18 protein-coding genes are annotated in these 21,476 nt (G+C 45.4%); 14 read left to right on the plus strand and 4 right to left on the minus strand.

Annotated elements, in window-relative coordinates; translation table 11 throughout:
* The first annotated feature begins 93 nt into the window (after positions 1 to 93).
* From glyA to ACFFUV_RS14725, 7 genes are read left to right on the plus strand one after another with little or no spacing between them, the layout of a single operon-like run.
* Complete coding sequence (glyA, locus tag ACFFUV_RS14695; RefSeq protein WP_390194247.1) at positions 94 to 1,356, plus strand: serine hydroxymethyltransferase; 1,263 nt, start codon at positions 94 to 96, stop codon at positions 1,354 to 1,356.
* Positions 1,357 to 1,410: 54 nt separating this feature from the next.
* Entirely contained in the window at positions 1,411 to 2,664 is a 1,254-nt protein-coding gene (locus ACFFUV_RS14700; protein ID WP_390194248.1) for a sarcosine oxidase subunit beta family protein, read from the plus strand.
* A gap of 12 nt (positions 2,665 to 2,676) precedes the next feature.
* Positions 2,677 to 2,961, plus strand: a complete 285-nt coding sequence (locus tag ACFFUV_RS14705; RefSeq protein WP_390194250.1) for a sarcosine oxidase subunit delta — start codon at positions 2,677 to 2,679, stop codon at positions 2,959 to 2,961.
* A gap of 12 nt (positions 2,962 to 2,973) precedes the next feature.
* Positions 2,974 to 5,991, plus strand: a complete 3,018-nt coding sequence (locus ACFFUV_RS14710) for a sarcosine oxidase subunit alpha (protein WP_390194251.1) — start codon at positions 2,974 to 2,976, stop codon at positions 5,989 to 5,991.
* Positions 5,984 to 6,649, plus strand: coding sequence for a sarcosine oxidase subunit gamma (locus tag ACFFUV_RS14715; protein WP_390194253.1), 666 nt, complete (start codon positions 5,984 to 5,986; stop codon positions 6,647 to 6,649). Before ACFFUV_RS14710 ends, ACFFUV_RS14715 begins: the two co-directional genes overlap by 8 nt.
* A 58-nt stretch (positions 6,650 to 6,707) precedes the next feature.
* Positions 6,708 to 7,574 carry a formyltetrahydrofolate deformylase gene (gene purU, locus ACFFUV_RS14720; RefSeq protein ID WP_390194255.1) on the plus strand — a complete coding sequence of 289 codons (867 nt, stop codon included), beginning with the start codon at positions 6,708 to 6,710 and terminating at the stop codon, positions 7,572 to 7,574.
* Positions 7,575 to 7,616: 42 nt separating this feature from the next.
* Entirely contained in the window at positions 7,617 to 8,996 is a 1,380-nt protein-coding gene (locus ACFFUV_RS14725; RefSeq protein ID WP_390194256.1) for an L-serine ammonia-lyase, read from the plus strand.
* 57 nt (positions 8,997 to 9,053) lie between these two features.
* On the opposite strand, the gene ACFFUV_RS14730 is transcribed toward ACFFUV_RS14725, so the two are convergent.
* Positions 9,054 to 11,024, minus strand: coding sequence for a TonB-dependent receptor domain-containing protein (locus ACFFUV_RS14730; protein WP_390194258.1), 1,971 nt, complete (start codon positions 11,022 to 11,024; stop codon positions 9,054 to 9,056).
* 14 nt (positions 11,025 to 11,038) lie between these two features.
* Entirely contained in the window at positions 11,039 to 12,625 is a 1,587-nt protein-coding gene (locus ACFFUV_RS14735) for an alpha/beta hydrolase-fold protein (protein WP_390194260.1), read from the minus strand.
* A gap of 405 nt (positions 12,626 to 13,030) precedes the next feature.
* On the opposite strand from ACFFUV_RS14735, the gene ACFFUV_RS14740 reads away from it, so the two are divergent.
* The 4 genes from ACFFUV_RS14740 (at position 13,031) to ACFFUV_RS14755 (ending at position 15,308) form a co-directional block, all read left to right on the plus strand.
* Complete coding sequence (locus ACFFUV_RS14740) at positions 13,031 to 13,891, plus strand: hypothetical protein (RefSeq protein WP_390194261.1); 861 nt, start codon at positions 13,031 to 13,033, stop codon at positions 13,889 to 13,891.
* Between the two features lie 113 nt (positions 13,892 to 14,004).
* Positions 14,005 to 14,337 (plus strand): hypothetical protein, encoded by a 333-nt coding sequence (locus ACFFUV_RS14745; protein ID WP_390194263.1) that lies wholly within the window; start codon positions 14,005 to 14,007, stop codon positions 14,335 to 14,337.
* On the plus strand, positions 14,338 to 14,709 hold the full coding sequence (locus ACFFUV_RS14750; protein ID WP_390194265.1) for a hypothetical protein: 372 nt from the start codon (positions 14,338 to 14,340) through the stop codon (positions 14,707 to 14,709).
* A gap of 38 nt (positions 14,710 to 14,747) precedes the next feature.
* Positions 14,748 to 15,308, plus strand: a complete 561-nt coding sequence (locus ACFFUV_RS14755) for a sugar O-acetyltransferase (RefSeq protein ID WP_390194266.1) — start codon at positions 14,748 to 14,750, stop codon at positions 15,306 to 15,308.
* 22 nt (positions 15,309 to 15,330) lie between these two features.
* Here the strand turns inward: ACFFUV_RS14755 and ACFFUV_RS14760 are convergent, their stop codons facing one another.
* Together ACFFUV_RS14760 and ACFFUV_RS14765 are read right to left on the minus strand one after the other, a co-directional pair.
* Positions 15,331 to 16,944 (minus strand): response regulator, encoded by a 1,614-nt coding sequence (locus tag ACFFUV_RS14760; protein WP_390194267.1) that lies wholly within the window; start codon positions 16,942 to 16,944, stop codon positions 15,331 to 15,333.
* Between the two features lie 159 nt (positions 16,945 to 17,103).
* On the minus strand, positions 17,104 to 18,102 hold the full coding sequence (locus ACFFUV_RS14765; RefSeq protein ID WP_390194269.1) for a 2-hydroxyacid dehydrogenase: 999 nt from the start codon (positions 18,100 to 18,102) through the stop codon (positions 17,104 to 17,106).
* 161 nt (positions 18,103 to 18,263) lie between these two features.
* Between ACFFUV_RS14765 and ACFFUV_RS14770 the strand changes: the two genes are divergently transcribed.
* The 3 genes from ACFFUV_RS14770 (at position 18,264) to ACFFUV_RS14780 (ending at position 21,470) form a co-directional block, all read left to right on the plus strand.
* Complete coding sequence (locus ACFFUV_RS14770; RefSeq protein WP_390194271.1) at positions 18,264 to 18,788, plus strand: GNAT family N-acetyltransferase; 525 nt, start codon at positions 18,264 to 18,266, stop codon at positions 18,786 to 18,788.
* Between the two features lie 69 nt (positions 18,789 to 18,857).
* On the plus strand, positions 18,858 to 19,382 hold the full coding sequence (locus ACFFUV_RS14775) for an NUDIX hydrolase (RefSeq protein ID WP_390194273.1): 525 nt from the start codon (positions 18,858 to 18,860) through the stop codon (positions 19,380 to 19,382).
* Between the two features lie 270 nt (positions 19,383 to 19,652).
* Positions 19,653 to 21,470 carry an extracellular solute-binding protein gene (locus tag ACFFUV_RS14780; protein WP_390194275.1) on the plus strand — a complete coding sequence of 606 codons (1,818 nt, stop codon included), beginning with the start codon at positions 19,653 to 19,655 and terminating at the stop codon, positions 21,468 to 21,470.
* Positions 21,471 to 21,476 lie beyond the last annotated feature (6 nt).

Here is a 21,476-nt window from a genome sequence, read left to right on the forward strand (position 1 = left end):
GGACAAAACGCCAAGTAACCATCTGATGTCAATAAATCAGTCGTGATAAAGCCACTACCACTCAACTTATCATGGTGGCAGCAAGGAGAGAACATGTTTAACAAGGAACAACTGATTGAAGGGTATGACGACCAACTTTGGGCGGCCATAAATAAGGAAGAGCTCCGTCAAGAGTCTCACATTGAACTGATCGCATCAGAGAACTACACCAGTCCCCGAGTGATGCAAGCGCAAGGATCAATGCTGACCAACAAATACGCGGAAGGCTATCCAGGAAAACGTTACTACGGCGGTTGTGAGTTTGTGGATGAAGTCGAAGAGTTAGCCATTGAGCGCGCCAAAAAACTCTTTTGTGCTGAGTATGCCAACGTCCAGCCTCACTCTGGCTCTCAAGCTAATGCTGCCGTTTACATGGCGCTATGTGAACCAGGCGATACCATTTTGGGTATGAGCCTCGCGCATGGTGGACACTTAACTCACGGTGCGCATGTAAGTTTTTCAGGCAAGTTGTATAACGCGATTCAGTACGGATTGAACGAAGAGACCGGAGAAATCGACTATCAACAGGTGGAAGAGCTGGCACTTGAGCATAAACCGAAAATGATTGTCGCTGGGTTTTCAGCCTATTCTCGCGTTGTGGATTGGGCAAAGTTTCGTGAAATCGCGGATAAAGTGGATGCCTATCTCTTCGTAGATATGGCGCACGTCGCCGGTTTAGTTGCCGCGGGTCAATATCCTAATCCGGTCCCTTATGCTGATGTTGTCACCACTACCACGCACAAAACGTTACGCGGCCCACGTGGTGGTTTGATTTTATCTCTGACCAATGAACTTGAGAAAAAACTCAACTCTGCCGTGTTCCCTTGTGGACAAGGTGGCCCGCTCATGCACGTGATTGCAGGCAAAGCGGTGGCGTTCAAAGAAGCGCTTGAACCCTCATTTACCGATTATCAAAAACAAGTCGTGAAAAACGCTCAAGCGATGGCAGAGGTCTTTATTGAGCGAGGGTTTGATGTCGTATCAGGCGGTACAGACAATCACTTGTTCCTACTTAGTCTTATCAAACAAGGTTTGACCGGAAAAGACGCGGATGCCGCGTTAGGTCGAGCGAATATCACGGTCAATAAGAATGCCGTTCCGGGCGATCCACAATCGCCGTTTGTGACCTCTGGATTGCGTATTGGCTCTCCAGTCATCACGACGCGAGGCTTTGGCATCGCGGAATGTATCAACCTCGCCGGCTGGATTGCCGACATTCTTGATGTATTGGATCAGCCCAGTGCATTGGAAAACAAAATACAAGAAGTGCGTGAAAATGTGGCGGCATTGTGCCGTGATTTCCCCGCGTATCGCTAGTTTAGTGCAATGAAGTGCTGGTGGCACTTCATGTATGAACCAAGGAATAGGACTATGCAGCATTACTCAGGTTTTGGCTTATTCAAACACTCGCTCTCTCACCATGAAAACTGGCAAAGCGTGTGGCGAAATCCCACTCCCAAAAAACGTTATGACGTCATTATTATCGGTGGTGGCGGCCATGGTTTAGCAACGGCTTACTATCTTGCTAAAGAACACGGCATTACTAATGTCGCCGTGATTGAAAAAGGCTATTTAGGTGGCGGTAATACCGCGCGAAATACGACCATTGTACGTTCAAACTACCTGTGGGATGAAGCCGCGCACCTGTTTGAACATTCGCTCAAATTATGGGATGGCTTGTCACAAGATTTGAACTACAACGTGATGTTTTCACGTCGGGGTTGTTTAAACCTCGGTCATACGTTGCAAGATATGCGCGACATCGAGCGTCGCGTCGCCGCTAACCGTCTTAACGGTATTCAAGGTGAAGTACTTGATGCCAAGCAGGTTCAAGAACTGGTCCCACATATGGATTGTTCACCGAATCGACGTTATCCCATTTTAGGGGCCTCTTGGCAGCCTAATGCGGGTGTGGCTCGTCATGACGCAGTAGCTTGGGGCTTTGCTCGCGGCGCTGACAGCCTAGGCGTTGACCTTATTCAGCAAACGGAAGTGACCGACCTGATTATCGAAGGTGGCGTGATCAAAGGTGTGAAAACCAATCGCTATGGCAACATTATGGCAGAGCGTGTGGGCTGCGTGGTCGCTGGTAACTCGGGCGTAGTGGCGAAAATGGCAGGCTTTGAGATGCCTCTTGAATCGCACCCACTGCAAGCGCTGGTATCGGAACCTATTAAACCTATTTTGGATACTGTCGTAATGTCTAACCATGTTCATGGTTATGTTAGTCAGTCTGACAAAGGTGACTTGGTCATTGGTGCTGGAATCGATGGTTACAACGGTTACGGTCAACGCGGCTCCTACGCCACGATTGAACATACGATTCAAGCGATCTTGGAAATGTTCCCGATCTTTAGCCGCGTACGGATGAACCGCCAATGGGGCGGAATTGTCGATACCACGCTCGATGCTTGTCCAATCATGACTGAAACCCCAGTGGAAAACTTATTCTTTAACTGTGGTTGGGGAACGGGTGGATTTAAAGCTACGCCTGGTTCGGGCAACGTATTTGCGGCGAGTTTGGCGGCGGGCAAAATGCACCATTTGGCGAAGCCGTTTTCTATGTACCGTTTTAACAATGGTGCACTGATTGATGAACATGGCGCCTCTGGCGTTGCGCACTAAGGAGAGACAAGGATGTTTTTAATTTACTGTCCGCATTGCTGCGAATATCGCGAAGAAGAAGAGTTTCATCCTAAAGGGCAAGCTCATATTTCTCGCCCGCTAGACCCAGATTCATGCAGTGATGAAGAGTGGGGTGAGTTTTTGTTCTTTCGTAAAAACCCGCGTGGTCTACATCACGAAATGTGGGTGCATTCAGCGGGGTGCCGTAAGTTCTTTAATATGACGCGTGACACCCAGACCTACGAAATTAAAGAAGTTTACAAAATTGGAGAGCAACCCACTGTGGTTGCAAGCTAAAGGAGTGCAGGGATGTCACAGTTAAACCGGCTAGCAGCAGAAGGTCGTATTGACCGCTCTCGACCAGTGAGTTTTGAATTCAATGGCCAACATTACCAAGGTTTTGAAGGGGATACTTTAGCCTCCGCATTGATTGCCAATGGCGTAGATATCATTGGGCGCAGCTTTAAGTATGGCCGTCCCCGTGGGATTGTTGGCAGTGGCGCAGAAGAGCCGAATGCCATTATGCAGCTGGGAGCGACGGAAGCGACCCAAGTGCCTAACGTACGCGCCACGCAGCAAGAGCTTTACAATGGCTTAGTCAGTAAGTCGACCAACGGCTGGCCAAATGTCGAAAAAGATTTAATGGGATTTGTAGGGAAAATCGGTGGCAGCATGATGCCCCCAGGCTTTTACTACAAGACTTTTATGTACCCCAAATCGATGTGGGAAACCTACGAAACGTATATTCGTAAAGCGGCCGGTTTAGGACGTTCGCCACTGGAACTTGACCCTGATCGCTACGAAAACATCAATCAACATTGTGATGTATTGATCGTTGGTGCCGGCCCTGCTGGGTTATGTGCTGCATTAACGGCATCCAGAGCGGGCGCGAGAGTTATCATCGCCGATGAACAAAACGAGTTTGGTGGCAGCCTATTGAGCAGCACACAGATGTTAAATGGCAAGCCAGCTATGGCTTGGGTTAGTGAGGTGATTGAGGAACTTGTTAAAGCCGACAATGTTATGCTTTTGCCGCGATCCACGGTGAATGGTTACCACGATCATAACTTCTTAACCATCCATGAGCGTTGTACTGATCACCTAAGCGACCTAGCACCAAAAACGCAGGCGCGTCAGCGTTTACACCGAGTGCGGGCTAAATGGGTGGTTCTCGCTACGGGTTCTCATGAAAGACCGCTTGTCTACGGCAACAACGACGTTCCGGGTAATATGCTGTGCAGCGCGGTATCGACCTACATTAATCGTTATGCGGTCGTACCGGGTAAACAACTGGTGGTGATGACCACCAATGACAGCGGCTACCAAACAGCCCTCGATTGGCACCAAGCTGGTCGTCAAGTTGTGGCTGTGGTTGATACCCGTTCGAGTGCGACGAGTCATATCATTGAAAAAGTGAAAGATGCAGGGATCAAAGTCATTTCAGGTTCTGCGGTGATTGACGTTAAAGGCAGCAAGCGAGTCAAAGCGGTGCGCGTGGCGAATATCGATTCACTGGGTCTTAAAGTCGTCGGTAAGCCTTATGAGCTTGAAGCGGACACGGTCGCGACATCTGGAGGCTGGAGTCCAGCGGTACACTTATCGTGTCATACCGGAAGTCGCCCAGTGTGGGACGACAAAGTCATCGGTTTTGTTCCGGGAGCCACGAAGCAAAAACAACTGTTGGCAGGCGCGATAAGCGGTGAGTTTTCCACTCAAGGCGCTTTAGAACAGGGCTTAGGAGCGGGCAGCAAAGCGCTGCAAGCACTTGGTTTAAGTGTGGTAGAGGTTGCGTTACCTAAAGTCGAAGTAGAGACGGTCGCGCAGCCAATGGCAATGTTCCATATCCCTCATCCGCTGACAACGTCAAAAGCACCAAAGCAGTTTGTCGATTATCAGAACGATGTGACCGCGGCTGGGATTGAACTAGCATGTCGAGAAGGTTTTGAATCCATTGAGCATGTCAAACGTTACACCGCCATGGGCTTTGGTACCGACCAAGGTAAGCTTGGTAACATTAATGGCATGGCGATTACCGCCAAAGCTCTGGGGCAAACCATTCCAGAGACTGGAACCACAATCTTTAGGCCGAACTACACGCCAGTAACCTTTGGCGCAATCGTCGGTCGTCACTGCAATGCGCTGTTTGATCCTAAACGTTACACAGCGATGCACGAGTGGCATTTAGAAAATGGTGCAGAGTTTGAAGATGTCGGTCAGTGGAAACGTCCTTGGTATTATCCAAAACGCGGTGAAACAATGCAGCAAGCACTGAATCGCGAATGTACCGCTGTGCGTAAATCCGTTGGTATTTTGGATGCCTCAACCCTCGGTAAAATCGATATTCAGGGTAAAGATGCGCGCGAATTTATTGGCCGTGTTTATACCAATGCCTGGGCTAAATTGGGTGTGGGCAAATGTCGCTACGGCTTAATGTGCGGTGAAACCGGTATGGTATTTGATGACGGCGTGACTTCATGTTTAGGCGAAAATCATTTCCTAATGACCACCACTACGGGCGGCGCTGCTCATGTTTTAGAGTGGCTAGAGCTCTATCACCAGACTGAATGGCCAGAGCTTGAAGTGTACTTCAATACCGTGACCGATCACTGGGCAACGGCGACCATTTCTGGGCCGAACAGCCGTAAACTGCTGGCGGAATTGACCGATTGCGACTTAAGCAAAGACAACTTCCGCTTTATGGATTGGAAGCAAACGACGGTGGCTGGCGTACCAGCACGCGTGTTCCGAATCTCGTTCACTGGCGAGTTGTCGTTTGAAATTAACGTTCAAGCCAACTACGGCATGCATGTATGGAAAAAACTGATTGAACATGGCGCCAAATATGACATTACGCCATACGGTACTGAAACCATGCACATTCTGCGTGCTGAAAAAGGCTTTATTATCGCCGGACAAGATACCGATGGTTCTGTTCACCCTTATGATTTAGGCATGGACTGGTGTGTGGGTAAAAATAAACCGTTCAGCTTCATCGGTAAGCGCGGCATGGCACGTGAAGATTGTATTCGTACCGACCGTAAACAGCTGGTGGGCTTAAAAACCATCGATCCAAATGTTGTCATTCCTGAAGGTTCTCAAGGTGTGATGGACCCTAACGCGCCAATTCCAGTGCCGATGGTCGGCCATATTACATCTAGCTACTGGAGTGAAAACCTTGGCCGCAGTATCGCGATGGGGTTTGTTAAAAGTGGCTTGAGCCGAATGGGTGAAAAGATTTACTACCCACAAGTCGATGGCTCAGTCATCGAAGCAGAAATTTGTAGCACCGTATTTCTCGATCCAAAAGGAGAGCGTCAAAATGTCTGATACCGAAATGCTAGATCAACAACAAACGCCGTTGGTTGCCCTGATGGATCAAGTTCCAAGCGGTGAAATTCAAGCGCAGTCACCACTGCACCACGCTGACTTAGAAAGCTTAGCGAAAGCCAATAGCGACTCAGCTGGGGTGACTTTAAAAGAGAACAAACTGCTTGGCCATCTGGTTCTACGCTGTGATGCAAGTAACACGCAGCAAACGGCAGCGGTAAAAAAAGCACTGGGCTTTGAATTGCCGATTCAGCCACTGACGTCCACCCACAAGGGAGACTATGTGATGCGTTGGATGACACCAGATGAGTGGCTTATCACCATGCCAGGGCTTGCAAGCTTTGATGTGGAAGAGAAGTTACGCCAAGAAATGGTCGGACATTATTCACTGGTTAACAGCAGTGGTGGCAATACAGTGATTGAACTGTCAGGTCCTCATGCCGTGGACGTATTGAGAAAATCGACGCCGATCGACTTTTATCCGACTGAGTTTCCTGTGGGCAAAGTGGTCTCGACCATTTTTGCTAAAAGCAGTGCCACCATTCGCCGTATCAGCGATGAGCGATTTGAATTAGTGATTCGCCGCAGCTTTGCTGACTACATTTGGTTGTGGCTGCAAGATGCCAGCCTTGAATTTGGTTTAAACATCGAGATCTAGTCGTAATGTATGCCGATGTGAGATGTTCACATCGGCAACAAAGGGAGTTGGAATAAACATGACGGATAATGTCAAACCTTGGATTTTTACGGCAAGTTGCGTAAGCACACTTGGAACCGTTGATGTTGTGACTCGTTACATGGCGCAAGCTGGGCACTATGTTGAAGAGATCCTTTCTTTTGACGACAAAGCATCAAGTCGCTTTTTTATTCGTATTGAGTTTCGTCCGAATCCTCAAGGATTTAACGTCGATGAGTTCAATCTGGAATTTGCGCCGCGTGCTGAAAAATTTGCTATGCAGTGGCAACTGACCGAGCCAAATCATCGTACTCGTGTGGCGATTATGGTTTCTAAGTATGACCACTGCTTAAACGATCTTCTTTATCGTTATCGAACAGGGCAGCTCAATATTGAAGTGCCGCTGATTATCTCAAATCATCCGGATTTGGAGAACCTTGCCAGATGGCATGACATCCCTTATTACCATTTGCCAATCACCCCAGAAAGTAAGCTAGAGCAAGAGCAGAAAATGGTTAGCTTGCTGGATGACTATGACGTTGAGTTGGTGGTACTTGCTCGTTACATGCAAGTGCTTTCGCCATGGCTGTGTGACCAATTAGAAGGACGCGCAATCAATATTCATCACTCGTTACTTCCTGGCTTCAAGGGCGCACGTCCTTACCACCAAGCATGGGAAAAAGGAGTGAAAATGGTAGGGGCAACGGCGCACTACATCAATAATGACCTCGACGAAGGGCCGATTATTGCGCAAGGTATTCAAGAGGTTGGGCATGCACAATACCCAGAAGAGTTGGTCGCGAAAGGTCAAGATATCGAACGTATAACGCTGTTTAACGCAGTAAAACATCATATCGAAAAGCGTGTGTTTCTCTCTGGCGGAAGAACCATTGTATTAAGTCACTAGTCTTCATGACTCTTATCTCGAATTTTCATAGGCGGCAAAGTTATGTCTATTAGCGTGTTTGATCTGTTTAAAATTGGTGTGGGGCCGTCAAGCTCCCATACTGTTGGGCCGATGTTAGCGGCGGCGCGCTTTAGTGAAGAAGTTGGCGCTTTAATGACTTACGACAGTGTGGCTCGAGTGGTGGTCAAATTATATGGTTCACTCAGCGCAACGGGTGTTGGACACGGCACCGATAACGCCGTGATGATGGGATTGATGGGCTATCGGCCTGACACGATTGACCCTGATATCATTCCCCACGAAATTGAGCGGATAAAACAGCAGCACACGCTGATGTTCTATCGCCAGCAAGCCGTCGAGTTTAAATGGAAGCGTGATATGCACTTGCTCGATGACGCGCTGCCATTTCACCCTAATGCGATGGAACTTTTGGCGATTGGTCATGATGGTCATACCTTACATCGTAATACCTATTATTCGATTGGCGGCGGATTTGTGATTGATGAAGCAGAAACGCGGCAAGCAGATGTTGCGCTCAACCAAACTGCGGTGCCTTTTGATTTTAACTCGGGTCAAGAGCTACTCGAGCTTTGCCAAGCGCATCAGCTTTCTGTAAGTCAATTGATGATGGAAAATGAAAAGGTGTGGCGCAGCGAAGAGCAGGTACGTAGTGAACTGACGGGCATTTGGCATGCAATGAAGTCGTGTATTGAACGAGGCTTAACACAAGAAGGCATATTACCTGGTGGTTTATCGGTCAAACGCCGCGCGAAAGGTCTGCATCAGTCATTGAAGCAGTGCACCGCTGCCAATGTGATTAGTTCGACACTCAATGGCATGGACTGGATTAACCTCTATGCTTTGGCGGTCAATGAGGAAAATGCGGGCGGTGGACGTATGGTGACGGCACCAACGAACGGCGCTGCAGGCATCATCCCCGCGGTATTAATGTATTACATGGAGTTCACTCAAGACCCAAATCCAGAGCATGTGGTGGACTTCCTACTGGCGGCCGCGGCGATAGGCGCGCTGTGTAAAAAGAATGCATCGATATCCGGCGCTGAAGTCGGTTGCCAAGGGGAAGTTGGCTCAGCCTGTGCCATGGCGGCGGCTGGGCTTTGCCAAATTTTAGGGGGCACGCCGCTCCAAGTTGAAAATGCCGCCGAAATTGGTCTTGAACATAACTTGGGTTTAACCTGCGATCCGGTAGGAGGGTTAGTTCAGGTTCCGTGTATCGAGCGTAATGCCATTGCTGCGATGAAAGCGATCAACGCGGCGCAGATGGCGCTGCGCGGTGATGGTCAGCATTTTGTCTCCTTAGATAAAGTGATCAAAACCATGCGTGATACGGGGATGGATATGCAAGATAAATACAAAGAAACCTCGCGTGGAGGGTTGGCGGTTAACGTGATTGAATGTTAGTTCGATACAAAAATGACCGCATTAAGCGGTCATTTTTGTTTGCAGTGGATGCCTCACTTAAATTTCGAAATCTAAGGTCACATAGTAGGTGCGGCCAATTTCAGTATCTTCATAGTCTTGGTCACTGTCGTCCAAACGTTCATCAAACAAGTTAGTGATGCCCATTTTTAGCGCGAGTTCATTGCTGATTTGGTAGCGTCCACCAAAGTTAATAATCTGATAATCATCGAGTTTATTATCATCACTGTCTTTTTGGGTGCCAGTGTAGTTAATGCTGGTGAATAACGATACTTCCTGGGTCGGAAGCCAGTTAAGCGTTGCATTGGCAAGCCATTTTGGTGTGTAGGCAATGTCTTGATGATTCGATTGATTTTTAGACTGAGTGAATGTCGCATTGCTGGTGACATACAGATCGTCACTAATATCGAATTCGAGCTCTAGTTCGACACCTTGAGTTTCGACCTCATCCACATTGACATAGTGAATCAGATACTTGCCATCCGCCGCGTTGCCGATTCGATTGTCTAAGTCACGGTCAATCATATCGTCTACTTGGTTGAAGAACCCCGTTGCTTGAGCGTACCAACTTGGCTGTTGGTACATAGCAGAAAATTCATAGGACTTGGATGTTTGCGCTTTTAAGTCCGGGTTACCAATCAAATAACAGCTTCCGCCACAGCTGATCAGAGAGAAATCATCTGATGACTGGAAGATAGTTGGTGCTTTAAAACCTTCACCATAACCGCCCTTAAATGTGAGGTTCGAGGTCGCTTGATAGACGGCGTAAACGCGGGGGCTGAAGTTACTACCAAACTGATTGTTGTGGGTGAAACGTCCGCTGAGTGTCAGGGTTAAGTCGTCGAGCAGAGCGTATTCGTCTTGAGCAAATACTGCGCTCTCGGTCACCGAGCGATCTCCGGTATAATCGCGTTCGTTTTCAACAGAGGTGTAAGATACCGCAACGCCCGTGGTTAGCATATGCTGCTCAGCTGGGGAAAACGCCACTTTGCCATCCACCGTATGATTGTTTTGCACAAGATCAGCCTCTGCAACCATGGGGTGTGAGTTATTTTCATGCACTTTCGAACGTTCATAAAAATAGTTCACGTTGCTTTCCCCCCATGACCAGTCACGCTGGTGCCCTAAATTGGTGGTCAGCTTTTTACTTTCGTAGAAACTGTTGTAATCAGTATCGCTGCTATCAATTTCGGTGCGGTCATCATCGAGGTAGCCAACGTCCAATGTCACGGTATCTTGATCGCTGGTTAGCCAAGTCAGCCCAGCATTCATTCCGGTACGCTTTTGCTTTGCTTGCGGTGTGAAGTTATCGCCTGCATTATTCGGATACCAACCTTCTTGGTCGCTAACATCCACAGAGAGCGTGTACAGCAATTGGTTATCGATAATTGAGCCGCTGGCAAAGCCTTTGCCGTTGGTCAATTTACCATCGGAAGTTGGAGACACAGAACTGGCCGCGTGATCATCAGGCATGCTGTAACTAAGGCTTCCCGCTATGTGGGTTTCTTCAGTTGGGGTTTTAAGAATGACGTTGACGACACCACCTAGCGCTTCACTTCCGTAGATCGAAGACATGGGGCCTCTCACGACTTCAATATGATCAATCGCACTCATCGGAATACTGGAGAGATCAAAGCCAGCACCCCGAATTACGGTTTCACTGGAGCTAACACGACGCCCGTTAACCAGCAGAAGGGTGTAATTCCCGTTACTGGAGTTTTGATTATGCATACCGCGAACCACGATTTTTGGCTCACTGCCCGTACTGCGTGAAATATGAACACCTGCGACTGATTCAAGAGCGGTGGTGATATTGGTCGCAGGCAGTTTATTCAGCTCTTCGTTGGTGATCACGGTTACTGAAGCGGGGGCTTTGTCTAGAGTGGTTTCGTTGGTTGTCGCCGTGACCACCACGACATCGGAAATTGATGCGTGGTTTTGGTTTGCGGCATAGCCACTGGCAGAGCTCAGTATCAAAGCCACTGCACAGCTTAGATGTGAAGGTTTCATAGTCATCCTTACCTTTAAAGTTTATTTTTTTGGGAATCGGTAGAAAGTAGCCAAATTAGGCCGTCGGCAATCGCCGACCGCCAGCTAAAATAGTCGTGTCCACCTGCAACCTCATTGAGGGTTGCCGAGTAACCGAGTGTGTTGAGCTGATGGTAAAATTGTCGGTTGGTCGTCAATATACTGTCTGATTCGGGCGCGGTTTCTAAGCGTCCTGCGGTCAAGTAGAATTGAACAGAGTGGGTGAATTGAGGTTGAATCAGATCGGTAAAACCATTTGGGAAACGTTCGGCAGACCACCAATACGAGCCAGATAAGCTAAGCACTTTTCCAAACTGTGTCGGGTACGCAAGCGCCGCGTAACTTGCTGCTAATCCGCCAAAACTTGAGCCAAGCAGCAATGTGTTCTCGGCGGAAGGACAGACTTTCTGCTGGCACAACCAAGGTAACAATTCCTTAGCGAGCATTTTGGCAAAATCAGGATTTGCTGGCAGCTCTATGGCTCGGCTCTTCGGGGTTAGATTGTGAATAAATAGCGCGCGTGTGGGCGGGATTTTCCCTTCATCAATCAAAGTGTCGAGAATGGTTGGGGTGGGAATTTGCTGCTGATATTCAAGACCATCAAACGCAATGACGAGTGGGGCATATTGATTTACAGGGTACGCCTGATTAGGGGTATATAAATCAATGACGTGTTGATTGCCGAGTATCTCACTGTCAAATACAAACCTCTGAATCTGCCCTTTTGGTTGCTGATGAACATCCGCGGTTGTGTCATCTTGATGTGAGAGGTCAAGCGTTGATGCTTTGGGCTGCGATTGCCCTCGGCTCGCAAACAAAGGGCCGTGATTGAGGGGATCGGCTTGTATGCGAGACAGAACCGCTCGGCGCTGTGCTTGCCGTGAGCCAGCGGCCGGTTTCAGTTGTGGGCTGTTTGGCGCCAGATAGTAAGATAAACGAGTGTCATTCGGGACCTTATAGCTTTGATACCAGATCGTGCTGTTCTCAAGCTTAGACAAATAAGCGTGCCCTTCATATGGCGCGCCAAGCAAGCGAACATTCTTGTCATCTCCGCGCCATAAAAACGTCATCAATACTTGGTCATTGTCGATAGGCTCCACCAGTGGCGTCCCTCCTTGAGCGCCGACTTGCTGCCAAAACCAAGATTCATCGTATGAGGTGCTGGCGTTTGAATCAGTTTGAACCTGTCTCAACAGTGGGCTCTGTATGACTTGTTTCGGATTTACGCGTTGATCATCTTTAAGTTCAAATTCATCCACCTGCAGTGTGATGTGATTCTCGGAGTCCGAGTTAAATTTAATCGTGAGTGTGTCGTTGTTATTGGCTGTCCAGAACCGTTCGCCAAACAGGCCACCCGTGGTTAGCAGAGAAGACGCTAAAGTTACCGAATCATGACTTAAGGTCGCAGAAGAGAGCGGTTCAACCGCGCTAAAGCTCAGTTGATAGTAGTGATTTTTTTGAACCTGAAAGCTGGCTGACGGGTGCAGAGCGTCGCGATACTGCTTATCAAGTAACGTTTTTGCCTGCGCTGCGAGTGAATAACTGATCAAAATAGACCCTAAGATTCCATAAAACCATTTCATACAAATGATAATCCTTATCAATATCGTTTGTAATTGTATTTATAAAATTAATAAGGTAAAGGATTTATTGACCCAAGCGTCAATTTTCTCCATGTGATAGGAGAAAGCGGGGCAGGTTGCTTAGTTTATGGATTAGGACAAACGTGGGGGTTGAGATGCTTCGATTCGTGTTTGCAGTAACTCGAATGCTTGATCGACGGTGGTTGCGAGTAAACCGACCACAATCGAGCCTTGCAGTACATACGCAGTGTTAAAGCTAGCGTAAGTTCTATTTTGTAATATATAGACTGATCTACGGCTAACATATAAATGTTTAAATAATTATTGTTATTAAAAATTTTATATATGAAAAATATGGGCTATATAGTATTTTAAATATAAGTGTATCCTATATTGATGAGCTGTATGATTAAAGAAGAATATATAAAAATATGTACATTTTCTCCAATTAGAACACCGATAAATACCATCAGTGAACATAGATCATCTTTGAATTACGGCCAGCATGAACAGTTTAAGAATGTGTTAGTTAATGAAATTTCAAAGTGGTTTGGACTATGTTATAAAAAGTGTAATGTTGGTTATGAAAATATAAATCATGATAATCACCCTTATTTTTTTCAGCCGATTTGTGTTAGCTCCATTGATTTGGGAGAGTTAGATTATGAATTTTCTAAGGCAGAGTTTTTTTCTTGGTGGGACCAATCCAAGTTAAATAAATGTGAAATTAGTTTTTTTGATGACACTATAGCCATTCTTAATATTGAATTTGATTTATTGGTAACACAACATCCGCAAAGTATTATTTGTAGTGATTTGGATAAAGATCTAAATATTTTGGTAAAAATAATTTATGAAAGATTAATTTGTCCTAAATTTGTTGAAATATCCAGTTCTATTGATTCAAGTATTCATTCTTTACTTATTAACCCTAATGATTTTTTATTGTTTGATGACGTTGTTTTTTCTGAAAACTCAAACAAAGAATATATATTATGGACAGGAAGAATGGCATTTTGCGAAAGCTTGGTTTCTGTTGAGTTAAAAAAGGCTTTAAATAGATGGGTCGGCAATGAAAATGCATTAAATGAATTATTTTACATTGGTTCTGGTAACGCTCTAGTTAAATCTATGGAAGTAATTGATGATTGGACAAGAGTGCAGTTGGTTAGTCAAGCATACAATGCTATTTTATATATATTAAATAAAAAGTTGAAAAAAAATATTCAGAGGTTTCTCAACATGATTCAAAAAGAAAACTATTAAAAAATCGACTGAATAGCTCTCTAAGCTTAGCTGTTAGGTCCTTGGAACATATAGAGTTTTGTAAGTTAGAGTTCAATGAAACTATGATAGGAACTCAGTCTGTTAGGAAAGAAATGTTAGATAGCATCTACAATGCATGGAACTTGAAAGAGTTTCAGTCTCTGAGTATTGAGAGAGCAAGTTTAATAAATACTAGAATTGGTTCTATTTTGCAAGACCAGCAATCAGCTGTGAGCCGGAGCGTGGAATATTTACTGTCAGCGCTTGGTTGTCTTGCTGTCGTTGATTTGACTATTAGTTTTATATCAACAGCTAAATCTCTTGAAGATGATGAAGTTATGGGAATATTTGATTTTTTCAAGTTCATACCTCAAGATGGGGCTGGTTGGGGGGCTATTCTGTTAGTTACCTTTCTATTTTTATACTTACATAAGATTCGAACATAGATGGATATACAAAGAATTCGATTTGTGGTGATCTTTTCAGTTGACGAACGTTGCAAAGTTGAACTAGTAACTCATAAATTAGGGCATTCTCTGAGTGGTTTTTTTGGTGGCGTTACATTTTTTGATAGTAATGTTGGATGTACGGGTTACTGGAGTTCTGATGGACATGATTACAAAACCAAGTATATCGGTGATGTAGCAGTGGAACCTGTTGTGATGTTTTCACTGTTAGTAACTAAGAATAATGAAGAGTTTGCTTTAACTACTATAAAAGCTTTGGTCAAAGATGTTTGTGTTCAATTTGATACCGATACTAATCACGTTCATGTCGAATCACAGATAGTAAACGCAAATCATTTTTCATTAAACTAGATTCTATACATATAGCTGTAATCCATGGGAAGCTACATATGAACGAGTTTGAAAAGATGATTTCAGGATTAACGTTTGATGGCGCCGATAAAGGCGTGAGCGCGGTTCGTGACCAGGCAACCGCTCTGCAAGCAATCTTGAATCAAACCGTTGTTGATGACCTCAGAACGCCGTTATTGAGACAGTTATTTAAACGCTTTGGAGAGGGAAGTATTGTGCGTCCACCGTTTAGCTGTGAGTTTGGGCAGACGGTAGAAATCGGTGATAACACCTTTATGAACATGAATGTGCTGATGCTAGATGGCGCATCCATTTCCATTGGCAATAATGTGATGATTGGGCCAAATACGCATTTTTACACCGCGTCACATCCGATGGATTATCGTCAGCGTAGAGGTTGGACAACGCGTTGCCAACCCATAGTGATAGAAGATGACGTGTGGATTGGCGGGAACGTCGCGATTACACAAGGGATTACCATTGGCGCTCGGTCAGTGATTGCGGCAAACTCGGTGGTTACTCGTGATGTCAAACCCGACTCATTGTACGGTGGTTGTCCCGCGAAATTCATTCGTACATTGACGGAGAATTTCGATTGATTGCGAGTCTATCGCTCGGTGTTTATCCAAGGTTGCGTTGCGCTTTCTGGTACATCTGTTGATAGTTGAGCGTGGTTTGTTCGTCAGCGGAGAGCAAACGAGATAACGTTTGGTGACATTCGCTAAGTTTGAGCTGCAAGTCATGTCTGCCGCGATAAGCAATGGTGTTAAACGCCATAAGCTTAGTGATCGCCAAACACAACTTGCGCGAGTACGGCATGATCTCATGAAGCTGCATGTAAAAATCAATAATGTCATTGAGACGGGCGCTACCAAACTGCTTCAACTGCTCGATATGGTATTTGATATTGGTGACCGTTTGCTGCTTTTGCTCCAAGGCAGACTCAAAGTTACTCAGCATATACACTTGAGTGCGATATAAGCTTAAATTTCGCTCTGCCTTAATTTTGTCACGGCATCGCTGATTGACAATCTTAATCTCTTTCAACATCGAGCACCGTTCAAGTAGAGCCAAAAGATGGTATAGGTCATAGAATCCAAGCGTATCGAGCCTAGGAAAGACGCTCGCTAAACGGGTAATCGCTTGATGAATTTCCCCTCTGAGTAAATGAATATGCGCGCTGACTAGCGCGTTTTGAAGGTTTAAGTCTTTGCGCTGATTCAGCTCTTTTAATATCGGCATCATACTGATCAGTTGGTGCTCAAACGTGCTTTGATTGTGCTTATCGAAAAACTGAAAGAGAAAATAGCGCAGATAATTAATGCGCGTGTCGATATTCCCTCGGTAGGTATTTTTATTGTTATCGTAGTAACGACCCATAAACAGAAACGCGTCTTTATATGCGCTGACGGCCATCGATAAATTGGCAATAATCAGTTCTCGGTCGGCTCCTGCCTCTAATAGCATGGTTGAGCGCTTTAGATGGGAGATGGCAGCCGGTACGTCATCATCTACCAAGCTAATATTGGACATTTCGTCAAAGTAGTAGGGGTTGCTTTTTTTGTTCTTTAGGGTGTTAAGCAGACCTTTTGCTTGGTCCACTTCGTTATTTTTTACCAAGGTGTTGGCAAGTGCGACTTTAACCCAATCTTGATTATCTTCTTTGAGTAACGTCAGATAGAGCTGTTTGGCGGCTGAATACTGCTGGCTATGATTAAGTGACTCAGCTTTGATTTTCAATATGATTGCTTTGTATTGTGGGAATGACTCAATCAAGTGGTCACATTCATCAATTGCCGTTTGATAGTCACGGCGTTCGAGTGCTTGATACAGCGGCAGCAATTGCCTTTTGCGCTGGATGCCCGACTTGATGCGCTTAAGCAGAAAGGGTTTGTTAAACGGTTTTAAAATATAGTCATCTGGCTGAGTGTCGATGATGGTTCGTACTACTTTTTGATCGTTTTCCCCGGTTAAGAAAACAAACAAGGTTTTTGGCTGCAGGTATTGGTGGTGTCTTAGCTCTTCGAGTAGCTGATAGCCATTTAAATAACCGTTAAAGTTGTAGTCGCAGATAATCAAGTCATAGTGTGTGTGACGACACTTATTGAGTACATCAGTGGACTTGTAGGACAAAGCAATATTGTCTTTATGAAAGCCGGCTGCACGCAGTTGGTTTGCAAGGCTGGTGCAGATCAAACGTGAATCATCGGCGACTAAAACAGTAGCAGTTTTCAAGGTGGTTCAGTTCGTTGTCGAGGGTTGAAAAACGTTATTTTCGCACAGCGAACGTGAGACTCTGCAAGGTAAGTGCTTAAACTAAGAGCCGTATAGTAAAATTAACCGCTGCGGAAAATCCCGACAGCGGTTTGCGATTATGATGATTGAAATTGAGATTTAAAACTCGATTAATTGATTACTGCACGACTCACCATCAAGAACTTGGGTGATATTGGTCAGTGTTGTATCGGCAATATTGTGTAGGGCTTCTTTCGTGAGAAAAGCTTGATGCCCCGTAAACAGAACGTTATGACATGCAGATAGCCGACGGAAAACATCATCGACAATGACATCGTTCGATTTATCTTGGAAAAACAACTCTTTTTCATTGTCGTAAACGTCAAGGCCAAGTGAGCCTATTTTACCTTGTTTGAGCGCTTCAATCGCTGCGACTGAATCCAGTAACCCACCACGGCTGGTATTGATGATCATCACCCCATCTTTCATTTTGGCAAACGCGTTCTCATCCAACAGGTGATAATTATCTTTGGTCAAAGGACAGTGCAAAGTGATGACGTCACTTTTTTCAAACAATTCTTCTTTGCTACAGTAATGAGCGCCAAGTTTCAGTGCTTGCGGGTTTTCGTAGGGATCAAAACACAATACATCCATCCCTAACCCTTTAAGAATACGCATGGTTGCTATGCCAATTTTTCCGGTACCGACGACGCCCGCGGTTTTACCGTAAAAGTTAAAACCAACTAAACCGTCGAGGGTGAAATTGGCGTCACGCGTACGTTGATATGCTTTGTGGTAGCGGCGGTTAAGAGACATCATCAGTCCAACAGCATGCTCGGCCACGGCTTCGGGTGAATAAGCCGGAACACGTACAACTTGAATCCCTAGGGCTTTCGCCGCATCTAGGTCTACACGATCAAAACCTGCGCAGCGCATCGCGACTAACTTAACTCCAGCGTCTTTTAACGCTTTTAATACTGGCGCAGAGAGATCGTCGTTAACAAACGCGCATACAGCATCGCAGCCATGCGCTATTTTTGCGGTTTTTTCACTGAGTTGAAAATCATGAAAATGCAGGGTTAACCCATAGTTTTGGTTAACTTGCTTAAACGAGGCCTCGTCATAGGTTTTTGAACTGAAGATGGCAACATTTCTCATCTGATACTCCTTTCGCGTAGACGAAGATAGCCAATATATTAACTCTATGCCATTGATATACCGAATGGCTAAGAAAATAAACCATAAACTTTATGAGGTAATTGCTTGAAAATGGTTTAATGCTGGTTTAAGCCGCTAATTTGGGCTAGTAGGCACCCCTTGTGAATAGTGGTACATTGTCTGCTGTTGATATGTCACAGGAGCGTGTTTTGTCTCAATCGTTAACGTTGGTTCCCCTGAGCCCGGATTATTCGCAGCAGTTATCTAAGCTTAGTGTTGCGCCAGAGCAGCTTAAATTTGTAGGGACAATGGAGGAGATCCTATGTTGTGTTACTCCAAGTGTTGAACCGCATGTTATTGTTGTCGATGAACAAGTGATTGGTCTGTTTTTAATCGACACGCGTTATAGCGAGGAGTACCGCTTTTGCCAAGCAAAAGCATTGGGGTTTCGCGCGTTTTTTATTGACCAGCAGTTTCAAGGTCGAGGGTATGGTAAGCAAGCCATGCAAGCGTTGAAGGATTACCTACAATCCCATTACACTGAATTTAGTCAGGTTTATTTAACGGTAAACTGCCAAAATTTGGCTGCTTATCAGCTTTATCGAAAGGTCGGGTTTAACGATAGCGGCGAACTGTATTATGGCGGTGCTGCTGGGCCGCAGCATATCTTATCGCTTAAGTGGTAATGCCTTGATTCGCTGTTGTGCTATCATCGCTGGCCATTTTGTTGTTCATATTTGTTGTTAATGAAAACTATGCGCCATATAAAAACCACCATTCATCACGAAATATCCTCATTAGAATCACAGCGTATTACGCAGCGACATGCGGCGAGAGCCATCGTGCTAAATGGGGACGATATTCTATTGCTGTATACTGAGCGATACCATGATTACACGATTCCAGGTGGGGGGATCGATATTGGTGAGGATGTGATGGCGGCGCTGATTCGTGAGTTAGAAGAAGAAACAGGGGCTTCCAATATTCGTAATATTCAACCTTTTGGACGCTACGAAGAGTATCGTCCTTGGTATAAAGACGATGCGGATGTTCAGCACATTATTTCTTATTGCTATACCTGCCAGATCGATAATCAGCTTGGTGAGACTCGTTATGAAGATTACGAGGTGAAAAATGGTATGAAACCAGTATGGATGAACATTCACCAAGCGATTGCGCATAACGAACACATTATGCAAAACAGTCCTAAGAAAGGCTTTAGTGTTGAGAGGGAAACCCATTTATTAAAACTTGCGGCTAAAGAATTGCTTGAACGTTAAGTTTGAAAAACGCCGCGATGCGGCGTTTTTTTTGGGATTGTGGCTGCACATCATATTTTTTTTGTCGATGATTTAAATGTTCTTGAACCTCTTGCCCACTGTGTTATCTAAAGGGCAAGTACTTGATTTTTAACCGCATGAATTTTGACCAGTCATTGAAATGTTGCGCATAGACTGGTGATTTTCCTATACTATTTTAAGTTATTGATTTATCAATTTTCTTATTCGTATTCAGGGATTTGCAATTATTGCTGCGACAAGGAGGCATCAATGGGTAAACTTAACCGGTTCATACTCGGCGCATCACTATCACTACTTTGTTCAGTCAGTTATGCCAAAGTGATTGAAACTACGCGCCTTGTCGGCTTCGGCGAAGCGAAATATCCGGCACAATTTAGCCATTTTGATTATGTAAATCCCAAGGCGCCAAAGTACGGAAAAGTGACTTTCGGTGTGGTGGGAACCTATGACAACTTTAACCGTTACGCTTCTCGCGGCGCAGCAGCGCAAGGAACGGAGGAGATGTACGACTCCCTGATGTACTCTCCTCAAGATGAAATCGACAGCTACTATCCATTGATCGCACAAAAAGTTCGCTATTCTGATGATTACTCATGGATGGAGATCAGCCTTAATCCCCATGCGAAATTCCAAGATGGAGTTGCTATCACGGCTGAGGATGTTGCCTTTACCTTTGATAAATTTATGAAAGAGGGCGTACCTCAATATCGCGTCTATTACAAAGATATCAAGTCTGTCAAAGCCATTGACGAGCTGACAGTACGTATTGAAATGTCGACGCCGAATCGTGAAAAGTTGTTTAGTTTTGCTCAAAGCACACGTGTGTTGCCTAAACACTTTTGGAAAGACAAAGATTTCTCTGAACCGTTAGCAACACCGCCAGTAGGAAGTGGTCCTTACAAAGTGATCGATTATAAGCCGGGGCAAAGCGTGACCTATGAGTTGGACGACAATTATTGGGCAAAAGCGCTTCCAGTTAATATCGGACGTAACAATTTCAAGCAGATTGAATATGACTACTATCGTGATAGCACGGTGATGCTTGAAGCTTTTAAAGCGGGCGAGTTTGACCTGCATATGGAAAATTCTGCCAAATTCTGGGCCACATCCTATACTGGCGTCAACTTTGATAAAGGCTATATCAAAAAAGAAGAGATCGCACATCAAAAGCCTGCTGCTGCTCAAGGGTTCGTGTTTAATATTCAACGCCCGGTATTCTCAGATCCTAAGGTGCGAGAAGCGCTCAATTATGCGTTGGACTTTGAGTGGATGAACAAAAACATGTTCTATGGCCAATACCAGCGCGTGAGAAGTTTTTTCCAAAATACGGAATATGAAGCGACAGGTTTGCCATCTGAGCAGGAGTTGGCAGTTTTAGACCCATTTAAAGATCAACTGCCGAGTCGCGTATTCACTGAAGAATATCAACCTCCGGTGACCGATGGCAGCGGTCACATTCGCCGCCAAATGCGCCAAGCGTTTCGCCTGTTTAAACAAGCGGGTTGGGAGCTCAAAAATAACGTACTAACCAATGTAAAAACCGGTAAACCGTTTCAATTTGAACTATTGATTTACAGCCCGACCACGGAGCGCGTCGCAATTCCTCTTCAGAAAAATCTATCGCGAATGGGGATCAAAATGAACATCCGCACCGTTGATACAACCCAGTACTTGAAACGCTTGCGTGATCGCGATTTTGACATGGTGTCTTCGGGTTATTCTGCGAATGCGTACCCGAGTTCTAATCTACTGTTCATGTGGAATTCGCATTACATCGACTCGACCTACAATACCGCTGGTGTGACCGATACTGTGGTCGATGCCTTAACTGATGAGATAGCGAAAAACCAAGAGCATCCTGAGAAACTTCTTCCCCTAGGACGCGCTTTAGATCGCGTATTACAGTGGAATTTTTACATTATTCCACAATGGTATCTAAGCCAATATCGCGTTGCGACCTGGGACAAGTTCGAGCGTCCTGACGTGATGCCAAAATATGATCTTGGGATCGATACTTGGTGGGTGTCAGCCGAAAAAGCGGCCCAATTGCCAGAGAAGCGCCGTTAAGAGGAC

Source organism: Vibrio olivae (assembly GCF_042428525.1).
Lineage (GTDB): Bacteria > Pseudomonadota > Gammaproteobacteria > Enterobacterales > Vibrionaceae > Vibrio > Vibrio olivae.

Excerpts from the sequence above, each read along its gene's own strand:
- glyA (WP_390194247.1), top strand. The coding sequence starts at position 94 with ATGTTTAACAAGGAACAACTGATTGAAGGGTATGACGACCAACTTTGG.
- ACFFUV_RS14700 (WP_390194248.1), top strand. The coding sequence starts at position 1,411 with ATGCAGCATTACTCAGGTTTTGGCTTATTCAAACACTCGCTCTCTCAC.
- ACFFUV_RS14705 (WP_390194250.1), top strand. The coding sequence starts at position 2,677 with ATGTTTTTAATTTACTGTCCGCATTGCTGCGAATATCGCGAAGAAGAA.
- ACFFUV_RS14710 (WP_390194251.1), top strand. The coding sequence starts at position 2,974 with ATGTCACAGTTAAACCGGCTAGCAGCAGAAGGTCGTATTGACCGCTCT.
- ACFFUV_RS14715 (WP_390194253.1), top strand. The coding sequence starts at position 5,984 with ATGTCTGATACCGAAATGCTAGATCAACAACAAACGCCGTTGGTTGCC.
- purU (WP_390194255.1), top strand. The coding sequence starts at position 6,708 with ATGACGGATAATGTCAAACCTTGGATTTTTACGGCAAGTTGCGTAAGC.
- ACFFUV_RS14725 (WP_390194256.1), top strand. The coding sequence starts at position 7,617 with ATGTCTATTAGCGTGTTTGATCTGTTTAAAATTGGTGTGGGGCCGTCA.
- ACFFUV_RS14730 (WP_390194258.1), bottom strand. The coding sequence starts at position 11,024 with ATGAAACCTTCACATCTAAGCTGTGCAGTGGCTTTGATACTGAGCTCT.
- ACFFUV_RS14735 (WP_390194260.1), bottom strand. The coding sequence starts at position 12,625 with ATGAAATGGTTTTATGGAATCTTAGGGTCTATTTTGATCAGTTATTCA.
- ACFFUV_RS14740 (WP_390194261.1), top strand. The coding sequence starts at position 13,031 with ATGATTAAAGAAGAATATATAAAAATATGTACATTTTCTCCAATTAGA.
- ACFFUV_RS14745 (WP_390194263.1), top strand. The coding sequence starts at position 14,005 with ATGTTAGATAGCATCTACAATGCATGGAACTTGAAAGAGTTTCAGTCT.
- ACFFUV_RS14750 (WP_390194265.1), top strand. The coding sequence starts at position 14,338 with ATGGATATACAAAGAATTCGATTTGTGGTGATCTTTTCAGTTGACGAA.
- ACFFUV_RS14755 (WP_390194266.1), top strand. The coding sequence starts at position 14,748 with ATGAACGAGTTTGAAAAGATGATTTCAGGATTAACGTTTGATGGCGCC.
- ACFFUV_RS14765 (WP_390194269.1), bottom strand. The coding sequence starts at position 18,102 with ATGAGAAATGTTGCCATCTTCAGTTCAAAAACCTATGACGAGGCCTCG.
- ACFFUV_RS14775 (WP_390194273.1), top strand. The coding sequence starts at position 18,858 with ATGCGCCATATAAAAACCACCATTCATCACGAAATATCCTCATTAGAA.
- ACFFUV_RS14780 (WP_390194275.1), top strand. The coding sequence starts at position 19,653 with ATGGGTAAACTTAACCGGTTCATACTCGGCGCATCACTATCACTACTT.